Genomic DNA, 11492 nt, shown 5'->3' on the forward strand with positions numbered 1-11492 from the left:
TATTCTGATTTTATCTTTTTTCGAGAAGCTAGCCCAAGGAACTAGATAACATCACTTCTTTATTGTAGCTAAAAAATCGTTTTCTGTAAAAAAATTATCCTTCTTCAATCAAATAGAAAATCACTCAGCCGTTAGATAACAGACTGAGTGATTTTATTTGTTAATTCGCGGCTTTACGTCCTTTTCTTTGTGTTGCTTCCATAATAACAGGAAGGATCACTGGACGTCGTTTTGTCTGTTCAAACAAGTAACGACTCAATTGCTCACGAATATCTTGCTTTAATTTACTCCACTCAAAATCGCTGCTTTCAAGATGTTTTTCAACAATCTCTGTCACAATATTGCTGCTTTCTTTCATTAAGTCTTTGCTAGTTTTGACATAAACAAATCCTCTTGATGTAATTTTAGCAGGTGAAACAATACGTTTTTCACGACGATTGATTGTCACCACAGCGACAAAAATGCCATCTTCTGAAAGAATGCGACGATCACGAAGTACGATATTGCCAATATCGCCTACACCAATTCCATCAATCATGATATTGTCAGCTGTCGTACTGCCGGCAACGTTCATTTTTTGTTTGCTATACTCGAGAATATCTCCTCGACCAGTAATAAAAATATTTTTGTAAGGAATACCTAATTCATGCGCTAAGTCAGCATGTGCTGCTAATTGACGATATTCACCTTGAATTGGAATAAAATGTTTTGGTTTCATCAAGTTCAACATCAACTGCAAATCGTTAGGCGTTGCATGTCCAGAAACACGCATATTATCAGAGATTTGTTTTACCACACCACCTGCGCGGTACACGATATCCTCTGTTTTTGCCACAGCCGTCTCCATCGCAGTTGTCGGCGTTGTTGTAATATAGACCAAATCGCCTTCTTTGATTTTGATGACACGATGTGTGCCGTTAGCCATTTTTTGTAATGACTTGATTGGTTCACCCATTGTTCCTGTTTCTAAAATAACTAGTTGATCGGCTTGATATTTTTTCATATCTTTTACACTAACGATCAACTCTTCACTTGGTAATTTTAATTTATCCAGTTTGATAGCTGTATTAATGATTCTTTGGAAATCTTGACCTGTTAAAACAATTTTGCGGTCAGAACGATGTGCGGCGTCCAATACTTGCTGCACGCGTTGCAAGTTACTCGCAACACAAGCGACGATGATTCGCCCTTCCCAATAACGGATCGTATCAAAGACTTCATCCGCGATCTGAAGCTCGGAAACCACCTGAGTTGGATTTTCAGCATTAGAAGAATCGCTCAATAATGCTAATACTCCTTCGTTACCGATTTCAGCTAAACGGCCAAAATCTGTTTGATACATTGGAATCGCACTTTGATCAAACTTGAAATCTCCTGTGTAAACAATATTGCCTTCTTTAGTTTTTAAATTGATTCCGATAGAATCCGGAATCGTATGTGTTGTGCGGAAAAAACTGATTGTAGCATGTGCAAAATCGATTTCTGTATGCGCATCGACTACATGGAAATCATTAAAATCTTTTGAATCTGCATGATCTTCGACGTTTAATTTTGCTAATTCGATCGTTAATTCCGTACCGAATACTGGTACATGAACTTTAGATAAAAGATAAGGTAACGCTCCAATCGCATCGGCATGACCATGTGTCAAGAAAATTCCTGCAACACGGTCAATATTTTCCACCAAATACGTAAAATCGGGAATGACCACATCAATTCCTAATAGCTCATTTTCTGGATATTTTAATCCACAATCCAGTACAAAAATCTCATCTTCCACTTCTGCGATGTACATATTTTTACCATTTTCACGAACGCCACCTAAGGGAACGATTTTTATTGTACTCACTCATTTCACCTCTCTATGTTCTCATACCAAATCAAAGATCCAGTATGCTTAAAATTTTCGCTTTTTCTTCTGAAGTACATGATACAAGAGGCAAACGTAACTCACCAACAGAAATGCCGAGTTGATTCAACACCGCTTTTACTGGAGCCGGAGAAGGAACTGAGAATAATGCATTCATTTTCGGTAATAATTGACGCTGAATGCTTGCAGCTTTTTTTATTTCTCCGTTGTCTAGTGCTTGGAACATCTCGTACATTTCAGAGCCAAACACATGGCTAGCAACTGAAATCACCCCTTGTCCACCTATAGCTTTTATTGAAAAAGCTAAGGAGTCTTCTCCAGTATACACTAAAAAGTCTTTTGGCGCCTTTTCTACCAACTCTGTCATTGCATCTAAACCAAAACACTCTTTGATCGCAATGATATTTTCCAATTCAGCAAGGCGTAAAGTTGTTGCTACATCAAGGCTTGCTACCGTTCTTCCTGGAACATTATATAAAATGATCGGTAAATCACTCGCTTCAGCAATTGCTTTAAAATGTTGATACAATCCCTCTTGATTTGGTTTATTATAATAAGGTACGACCGCCAAACCTGCATCGATTCCTCTGATTGCAGAAAGTTCTTTTACAAATTCAACAGAATCACGAGTATCATTGGTTCCCACACCACAAATAATCGGTACTCTTCCGTCAACTAATCGAATCACTTCATTGAATAACTCAATTTCTTCGTCATGAGTCAATGTTGGTGATTCCCCTGTCGTTCCGGCTAAAATAAGTGCTTCTGTATGATGATTCAGCAAATGCTCAACTAATTGTGGTAGTTGTGCAAAATCGATTGCGCCACTTTCATCAAAAGGTGTGACCATTGCTGTAATTATCGTTGCATTTTCTAAATTCATACTTACTACCTCCTAAATTTAAAAGCGTAGCAGGCTCATTCAGCTCTGAATGGTAAATAGGAAAATAGGATTGAGGAGCTTTTTGCCTCATTCCTATTTTATCTTTTTCCCGAAGAGCTAGCCTGCGAAGCTGGATAACATTAAAGCACAACAGCTCATCCAGAATTGATAGGGAAATGGAACTAAGGATTTCTCCTGCATTCACATTTTATCTTTCAAAAAAAGCTAGATATTTAGACTCTCACTAAATCCATCTCATGCAATGTCTCTGCAATTTGAACTGAATTCCAAGCAGCCCCTTTTAATAAGTTATCAGAAACCACCCACATATGATAGCCATTATCAATATCGATATCTTGACGAATCCTTCCTACAAAGGTTTCTTTGCGATCAATACTAGTTAAGGCTTGCGGATAAATTTGCTGGCTTGGATCATCTTGCAAGACCGCACCAGGAGCCTCAGCAATTAATTGTTTGATTTTATTCACGTCAGAACCCTCTTCTTTGACCTCAATATAAATTGATTCAGAATGACCGGACAATACAGGAATTCGGACACATGTCGCAACGACTTTGATGGTGTCATCTTCCATGATTTTCTTTGTCTCATTGATCATTTTCCATTCTTCATACGTATAATCAGCATCTGAAAAGACATCAATTTGCGGTAACGCGTTGAATGCTATTGGGTAGTGTTTTTTATCACCACCAGCTGGTAGAATAGCTGCTTCCAATTTTTCAGCAGGCGTCCCATCGATATACGCCAGCGCTTGCGATTTCAGCTCATTCATCGCATTGATCCCAGCTCCACTAACTGCTTGATAGGTGGAAACGATCAAACGGTCCAAACCATACGCTTGGCGAATTGGTTCAAGTGCCACCATCATTTGAATAGTCGAACAGTTTGGATTGGCAATGATTCCTTTGTGACGTTTCAACGCTTGTGGATTAACTTCCGGTACGACTAAAGGGACGTCCGGGTCCATTCTGTAATGACTTGTATTATCTACAACTACAGCGCCTCGCTTGACCGCCTCCGGTGCATATTGTTTTGAAATACCTCCGCCAGCACTGAATAAAGCGATATCGATATCTGTGAATGATTCGGGTACTAACTCTTCAACAACAAGCGTTTGCCCCTTAAAAGCTAATTTTTTCCCCGCAGAACGTTTTGAAGCTAAAAGTTTTACCTGATTTATTGGTAAAGATGTTTCTTCCAACATCTCAATCATTTTTGTACCAACAGCACCAGTTGCGCCTACCACGGCAACATTATACATTTTTTTCATACTTATTGATCTCCTCTCAAATTACTGAAGAAAGTTGCTTTTCCTATTTTACCATAATATTGTCTTTTACTACATAGGAAGTAAAGTGATTTTGCTTTAATTTTGTCAAAAAAGAATAGGAAAATTTTGAATCCTAACCTTTCAAATCATTTTTTAATGGCATTCTTAGGATCTGTGCAACTTAGTCGACTAATTTTTTTTGCAGATTTATACTGATTTAGCCACACATTTTGAGAGGATGATTAGATGTACACAGTAGCAGATTATTTGCTTGATCGCTTAAAGGAGTTAGAGGTCGATGAAATTTTCGGGGTTCCTGGAGATTATAATTTACAATTTTTAGACCACATTACAGCAAGAAAAGATCTTACGTGGATTGGCAATGCAAACGAGTTGAACGCTGCTTATATGGCCGATGGTTATGCACGTGCGAAGGGAATTTCAGCATTTGTGACAACATTTGGCGTAGGTGAACTAAGTGCAGTCAATGGTTTAGCTGGAAGCTATGCGGAAAATGTACCAGTTATCGAAATTATTGGTTCACCTACCACAACTGTTCAAAATAATAAAAAACTTGTTCATCATACAATGGGCGATGGTGATTTCCTTCGTTTTGAAAGAATGCATAAAGAAGTGACCGCAGCGATTGCCCATTTGGACGCCCAAAATGCTACATCTGAGATTGACCGTGTACTGGCTATTGCTTTGAGCGAAAAACGCCCAGTTTATATTAATTTACCGATCGACATTTCTGAAATGAAAGTAAATAAACCAAAAGATTCTTTAAAACAATCACAAGAAAAGCTCGCTACTATTGAGCTTGAGCTATTAAAGAAAGTGGAAAAAGCATTACAGCACGCCCAAAATCCAGTCATTATCGCTGGACATGAAATTTTAAGCTATCATATTGAACAGCATTTAAATGAGTTCATTCAAAAATTTAATCTACCAGTAACAACTTTACCTTTTGGAAAAGGCGCATTTAATGAAGAGGATTCCCATTATCTAGGAACTTACACCGGATCAACAACGGTTGAACCTCTAAAAAGTCGTGTTGATACTGCTGATCTAGTTTTACTTTTAGGAGCAAAATTGACAGATTCAGCCACATCTGGTTTTAGTTTCGGCTTTACGGACAAGCAAATGATTTCAATTGGAATGACTGAAGTTCTGTTTTATGGAGAAAAATATGCAGGTATTCAGCTAGATCGTTTTGTTTCTGAATTGAGCACCCTATCTGTTTCTAAATTTACAGATGAAATAGTTCCTGTCAAACGATCATCAAACCTACAAATTACAGATAAGAAATTAACTCAGAAACAGTTTTGGAAAATGGTGGAAGCTTTTATTATGCAAGGGGATACTGTGATCGGGGAGCAAGGCACTTCTTTCTTTGGCTTGACGAGTGTTCCGTTGAAAAAAGATATGCGCTTTATCGGCCAACCTTTATGGGGTTCGATCGGGTATACATTTCCTTCAGCATTAGGTAGCCAAATTGCAATGAAAAATAGTCGTCATTTGTTGTTTATAGGTGATGGTTCATTGCAGCTGACCGTTCAAGAATTAGGTACTGCCATAAGAGAACAGCTGACACCAATTGTTTTTGTGATCAATAATAATGGCTATACTGTTGAGCGGGAAATTCATGGTGCAACAGAACCCTACAATGATATTCCAATGTGGGATTATCAACAGCTACCGCTCGTATTTGGAGGCACTGATCAGACTGTAGCCACACATAAGGTCACCACAGAAATGGAATTAGATCAAGTCATGACGGTAGCAAGAAAAGATACGAGACGATTGCAATGGATTGAAGTCGTGATGGATCAAGAGGATGCTCCTGAGTTATTAAAAAAACTAGCGAAGGTATTTGCAAAACAAAATTCTTAAACCGATCATTGTTGCGATTGAATCTATTGACTTTCCAAAGTAATTTGTTATAGTTAAAAGCGATATTTACCTAATTTGAAGGAGTGAATAATATGGCTCGTGTTGAAAGTTTTGAGTTAGACCACAATACAGTGAAAGCCCCTTATGTTCGTTTAGCGGGTACTGAAAAAAATGGGGATGTATTGATTGAAAAATATGATCTACGTTTCCTACAACCAAATGAAGATGAATTGCCAACAGCTGCTGTTCATACATTAGAACATTTATTAGCCGTTAATTTACGTGACCATCTAGAAGGAATCATTGATATTTCTCCTATGGGTTGCCGAACTGGTTTTTACATGATCATGTGGAATGAACATTCTGCAAAAGAAATTCGTGATGCGTTAGTGAACGTCTTGAACTTCATTGCCGAAACAGATTTCGTTCCTGCAGTCTCTGCTAAGGAATGCGGAAATTATAAAGACCATTCTTTATTTTCTGCACAAGAATATGCGAAAATTGTTTTAGAAAAAGGAATCAGTTTAGATCCTTTTGAACGAGTTTTATAAGAGATTTCAATGAAAGTAGTCGGAATTGAAGTGTTTAGCCCTGATAAATAAGATCAGATTGCCTTTGCTTCGACTGTTTAGTCGTATTTAGGGTGTGAAACAAAAGTGAACATTGCTTTTGTTTCACACCCTTTTAATTATCCTAATGCAACATCTAAAATCATCATAATAATGAACCCCAGCATCACACCGAAAACTGCAAAGTGTCGTTTACTTGTCACGGTCTGCTGTGCTTCTGGAATCAATTCCTCCACTACCACATAAATCATCGCACCAGCTGCAAATGCCAAAGCATATGGCAATAACAAACTAACTTTTGTCACTAAGACCGCTCCAATAATCCCAGCAATCGGTTCGACGATGCCCGAAGCTTGTCCGTATAGAAACGCTTTTTTTCGACTTAAATTTTCTTGTCTTAATGGAATCGAAACTGCTGCACCTTCCGGAAAATTTTGGATCCCAATTCCCAAAGCTACAGAAATTGCAGCTAATACTGCTTTTTTCGGATCATCTGCTGAGCTTGCTGCACCAAACGCTACCCCAACAGCCAAACCTTCGGGGATATTATGTAAGGTAATCGAAAAAACTAACAAAATCGTTCGCTTTAAATGACTAGGCAATCCTTCTTTCTCGTGGTTGGGCCCAAAATGCATGTGGGGCAATGTCTTATCAGCCACATACAAAAATAAGCCGCCTAAACCAAAGCCAAAACTGACTACCAACCATGCAATGCTGCCATTTTCTTCTGCTTGTTTAATTGCAGGATCTAGCAAAGACCAAAAGCTTGCTGCAATCATCACACCTGATGCAAAACCAAGCATCATATTAAGAATATCTTTTTTTATTTCCTTGAAAAAGAAAACCAAGCCAGCCCCCAAAGCTGTCATAAAATATGTGAACCCCGTCCCTACTAGTGCTTGTTGCCAAGCTTCCAAAGATAACAACCAATCAATTATTCTAAACACCCCATCTCTCAAAAGTACTTTCCATAACTTTACTTTATCATACCAACAATTTTATAACCACGTTTAAAGTAAAACAAGGAGGGAGTAAACAAAAAATTTGATATTAATTTATAGGGTACGAATTTCAGTATACTCGATGAATTACTTAACGCTACAAACTTTACTATTCCAAAATAAGCTAATTTGAATAAGTGAACTAAGAAGTGTATGTTCTACTATTATTGAAGCTAAAATTTAAAATTGCTCGCTGGTTTTCTATTGAGGAAATGGTGTATAATTCAAAAAAATGAAGATCTAGTCGTTAAAAAAAATAATCTGGTTAATGAATCTATTTTGAAAAAACTAAAAAAAAGCAGATGCAATTATAGCGCATCTACTTTTTTTCTATTTTATTTATTTATTGTCATCTTTATGGAATTTTTCTTTGATATCTTCAAAGCCTTCTTTGATTTTATCGCCTAATTTTTCAGCGCCATCTTTGATATCATCACCAGCATCACGAGCTTTTTCTTTTGCATCACCAAACGCTGATTGTGCTTTTCCTTCAACTTCTTTGCCTTTATCGTCTGTTACTTTGCCTTGCACTTCTTTTGCTTTTCCTTCAACTTTGTCTTTTGCATCATTTACGCGTCCATCTAAATCTGCCATGTGAAAATACCTCCTAGTTAATTTATATTACATAACTAGCATAGCATCATTTTACAAAGGCTTCAAACGATTTGCTTTGTTTTTTAACGTTGAGCTGTTTAGTGTTCGTTCAACCATTGTTTCGCTTGATTGATTTCGTCCATAGTTATTTGATGACCTGAATTGGTGGTTGTGACCGTAACTTCTGCCTGCCTACTTTTTAATTGCTGAACCAATTGGTCTGATGCTTCTTCAGAAACGATAGGATCATTTTTACCCACGGATAACCACAGTGCCTTATTAGAGAGTGAAAACCGTTGCGTATCCACCCCTAGCGACATTGGATGAAATAAAAGCGCATGTTTAATGGTAATTTTACGTTCCAACAAAATATGGGCAGCTATGTTAGCACCGTTTGAATACCCTACAATGATCCAATCTTCCAAAGGTATTGCTTCTTCTTCGCTGATAGAAGTAATAGCTTTTATTAGTCGATCACTTTCTTCTTCTAAGCTCACTAAATCAAATTGATTCAACCCATTTCGTTTAAAAAAACGATTCATACCAGATTCTTGAACTGTTCCTCGAAATGATAGGAGTGTAGCTTCTTCATTCAAAAAACGAGCAATTTCGAGCAATGAGGTTTCATCCCCACCAGTGCCGTGAAGCAGCAGTAACTTTTTTCCGTTTGGACTACCTTTTTCGATTATATACTTCATTTTTGATCCTCTTTTTTCTTATTTGGCATAATGACTAAATCTTTATAAACTTACTTTTAGTAAGCGTAAATTTATTTTAGCATCTTTCTTTCCAATTGTCATCTTCTGACACTTCGATTGAAAAGTAAATGATTCAGATAACTTTTTTTATTATTGTTACTATAATAAAAAGTGCAGATTTTTTCGCAAAGAATTCCTTGAACGATTTCATTTAAAGGTGTGGAACAAAAGTGACAGTCACTTTTGTTCCACACCTTTATTTTTAACGTTTTTCCAATTCTTTTTTAGCTAATGCCAAACAACCGATTGTCCCTGGATCATCTTCTAATTCAGGTGTAACAATGTAGTTTTCTAAAGGTGGTGTTTTTACATAACCATTGAGGAGTTTTTTAAATTCATGATGAACTTTTGCTAACATTTGACGCTGTTTCATCACGCCCCCGCCCAAAATAATTACATCGGGTGCAAGTATCAATGTTGTATTGTAGGCCGCTTGTGCAATATAGTACGCTTCAATAGCCCAAATCGGGTCTTCTTCCGCTAGCTCTTGCCCTTTTTTCCCAGCTCGTTTTTCAATCGCTGGTCCTGCAGCCATCCCTTCCAAACAATCACTATGAAAAGGACAACTTCCCTTAAATCGATCTTCAGGGTGGCGCTTCACGATCATATGTCCCATCTCTGGATGACTGAACCCTTCGATAAAGCGTCCATCTTGAATAACTCCCGCACCTACACCTGTGCCAATCGTATAGTAGACACAACTAGATAATCCTTTTCCACTTCCAGAAACATATTCTCCATAAGCCGCCGCATTAACATCCGTTGTAAACGCAATTGGCACATCAAATCTACTTTTCATCGCCCCAACAAAATCATAATCTTGCCAAGCTAATTTTGGTGTAGAAGTAATATGGCCATAAGTCGGAGAATCTTTATGAATGTCAATCGGTCCAAACGAGCCGATTCCGATAGCTTTCAGCTTGTATTGCTTAAAAAACTCAATTACTAAAGCCATTGTTTCTTCTGGTGTTGTCGTAGGGAAACTGACTCTTTCAATAATCTCAAGATTTTCATTTCCGACACCACATACAAATTTTGTTCCTCCAGCTTCGATACTGCCTAATAATTGTTCTGTCATCTTTGCCACTCCTTGCTATTTTTTCTGTTACTATAATTCAATTCAAATCGTTTAAAATTAATTGATTTTATACATTGTTCTACTTTGATACGTCGTCTCTGGATATAAAACAATATCACCAAATCCATCAAATTCAACTGCTCCTGGACTGACTTGCGTCTCTAAAGTGATCCCACCATGATGAACAAGTTTCTTTCCTCGAATCTCAGGACCCTCTTCAAACTGCGCTGTAAAAATAACAACCGCAGGACGATCCGTATACATTTCAATAGAAAGTTCTTTATCTGGTGCAGTGATGATCGCTTGAGGCTTAACAAAACCTGTATGATTCAAAATAAAAGGATGATCCAATCCATTCACTAAACTATTTTGTTCATAATTCGTTTCGAATACTTGTTTCATAGTCTTAGATTGTCTAAAATCAAAAGGTGTCTCACTGACTGAACGTAATTCACCTGTAACGGTTGTATCCTCATTGACCACCGCAAATCGGTCAGCTTCTACAACTAATTCATGCGCATCAACCGATTGTGTCACGTCCCCTGTTAAATTAAAATAAACGTGATTGGTTGGATTATAAAGCGTTGCTTGATCTGTCTCTGCTTGATAATCAATGATCCATTCATTTTTGTTCGTTAGTGAATAACTTACACGAGCGTTTAATTCTCCTGGAAAACCGTTTTCTTTATCAGGACTCACATACGAAAATATCACCGAAACTTGGTCGCTGCTTTGTTCTATTTTGGCATCCCAGATTTTCGCCTCAAAACTGGCTTCTCCACCATGCAACGTGTGCCCATTTTCAGGAGAAACTGGCAATTGATAGTTCTCATCATCGATTGAAAATGAGCCATTTCTGATTCTGCCAGCAACTCGTCCAATCGTTGCACCGAAGTACATATCTTTAGTATGATATTCCTGTTCAGTATCAAATCCTAAAACGATATTTCGTTCTTTTCCATTCACAGGCACGATCAGATCTACGATTCTTGCGCCTAAATCAGTCACATTCATTGTTATACCTGAATCATTCGTAAGCGAATACAAAATAGCTGTCTGTCCAAACTTTTTTTTACTGACCTTCAAATATCCCATCCCTTTCCAATTACTCAAACTAATAACTATTTTATCATTTTTTGATTCATTTTAATCTTTATTTTATCATTTTATAGTACTTTTGTTTGATTTTACAATAATTCTGTCAAGTTGCACTTTTGATTTTATAAAAAATAAGACCCAACTCATTACTGAGAAAGGTCTTATAACCATTGCTGTTTGAATTAAGCGTCTGGATTGGCGTTGGCATCTTTGATACCATACTTTTTGTTGAAACGGTCCACACGTCCGTCTGCTTGTGTAAATTTTTGACGTCCAGTGTAAAATGGATGAGAGTCAGATGTAACTTCGACACGGATTACTGGATAAGTATTTCCGTCTTCCCATTCAACTGTTTCATCAGAGTGCTTAGTTGAACCTGATAAAAATTTAAAACCAGTTGTTGAGTCCATAAATACGACTGGGTGATATTCTGGATGGATATCTTGTTTCATAGTCTTT

Annotated in this window: 11 protein-coding genes; 2 read left to right on the forward strand and 9 right to left on the reverse strand. The window is 37.4% G+C overall.

Translation table 11 applies throughout. The features are described 5' to 3' along the window. Window positions 1–160: 160 nt before the first annotated feature. The 3 genes from AC4BC4_RS09805 to AC4BC4_RS09815 form a co-directional block, all read right to left on the reverse strand. Window positions 161–1849 (reverse strand): ribonuclease J, encoded by a 1689-nt coding sequence (locus AC4BC4_RS09805; protein WP_490475563.1) that lies wholly within the window; start codon window positions 1847–1849, stop codon window positions 161–163. 31 nt (window positions 1850–1880) lie between these two features. Beyond that, window positions 1881–2753, reverse strand: a complete 873-nt coding sequence (gene dapA, locus AC4BC4_RS09810) for a 4-hydroxy-tetrahydrodipicolinate synthase (protein ID WP_490475564.1) — start codon at window positions 2751–2753, stop codon at window positions 1881–1883. 233 nt (window positions 2754–2986) lie between these two features. Continuing rightward, window positions 2987–4042: an aspartate-semialdehyde dehydrogenase gene (locus tag AC4BC4_RS09815; protein ID WP_490475565.1), complete on the reverse strand. Its 1056-nt coding sequence runs from the start codon at window positions 4040–4042 to the stop codon at window positions 2987–2989. Window positions 4043–4288: 246 nt separating this feature from the next. Between AC4BC4_RS09815 and AC4BC4_RS09820 the strand changes: the two genes are divergently transcribed. Both AC4BC4_RS09820 and AC4BC4_RS09825 read left to right on the forward strand, forming a co-directional pair. Then, entirely contained in the window at window positions 4289–5935 is a 1647-nt protein-coding gene (locus AC4BC4_RS09820) for an alpha-keto acid decarboxylase family protein (protein WP_490475566.1), read from the forward strand. A gap of 92 nt (window positions 5936–6027) precedes the next feature. After that, window positions 6028–6486, forward strand: a complete 459-nt coding sequence (locus AC4BC4_RS09825; protein ID WP_438756617.1) for an S-ribosylhomocysteine lyase — start codon at window positions 6028–6030, stop codon at window positions 6484–6486. Window positions 6487–6623: 137 nt separating this feature from the next. Here the strand turns inward: AC4BC4_RS09825 and AC4BC4_RS09830 are convergent, their stop codons facing one another. The 6 genes from AC4BC4_RS09830 to AC4BC4_RS09855 all read right to left on the reverse strand — a co-directional run bounded on the left by AC4BC4_RS09830 (window position 6624) and on the right by AC4BC4_RS09855 (window position 11485). Beyond that, window positions 6624–7442, reverse strand: coding sequence for a ZIP family metal transporter (locus tag AC4BC4_RS09830; RefSeq protein WP_438758807.1), 819 nt, complete (start codon window positions 7440–7442; stop codon window positions 6624–6626). Window positions 7443–7844: 402 nt separating this feature from the next. Further along, window positions 7845–8099 (reverse strand): CsbD family protein, encoded by a 255-nt coding sequence (locus AC4BC4_RS09835; protein WP_490475567.1) that lies wholly within the window; start codon window positions 8097–8099, stop codon window positions 7845–7847. 98 nt (window positions 8100–8197) lie between these two features. Next, window positions 8198–8797, reverse strand: a complete 600-nt coding sequence (locus AC4BC4_RS09840) for an alpha/beta hydrolase (RefSeq protein ID WP_490475568.1) — start codon at window positions 8795–8797, stop codon at window positions 8198–8200. 262 nt (window positions 8798–9059) lie between these two features. After that, a complete protein-coding gene (gene scrK / locus AC4BC4_RS09845; protein WP_490475569.1) occupies window positions 9060–9935 on the reverse strand; it encodes a fructokinase ScrK in 876 nt (291 codons plus the stop codon). 57 nt (window positions 9936–9992) lie between these two features. Continuing rightward, a complete protein-coding gene (locus AC4BC4_RS09850; RefSeq protein ID WP_490475570.1) occupies window positions 9993–11021 on the reverse strand; it encodes a galactose-1-epimerase in 1029 nt (342 codons plus the stop codon). A 194-nt stretch (window positions 11022–11215) separates the two neighbouring features. After that, complete coding sequence (locus tag AC4BC4_RS09855) at window positions 11216–11485, reverse strand: type B 50S ribosomal protein L31 (RefSeq protein WP_438756621.1); 270 nt, start codon at window positions 11483–11485, stop codon at window positions 11216–11218. Window positions 11486–11492: the final 7 nt, after the last annotated feature.

It is taken from the genome of Enterococcus sp. AMC1086 (genome assembly GCF_058216575.1).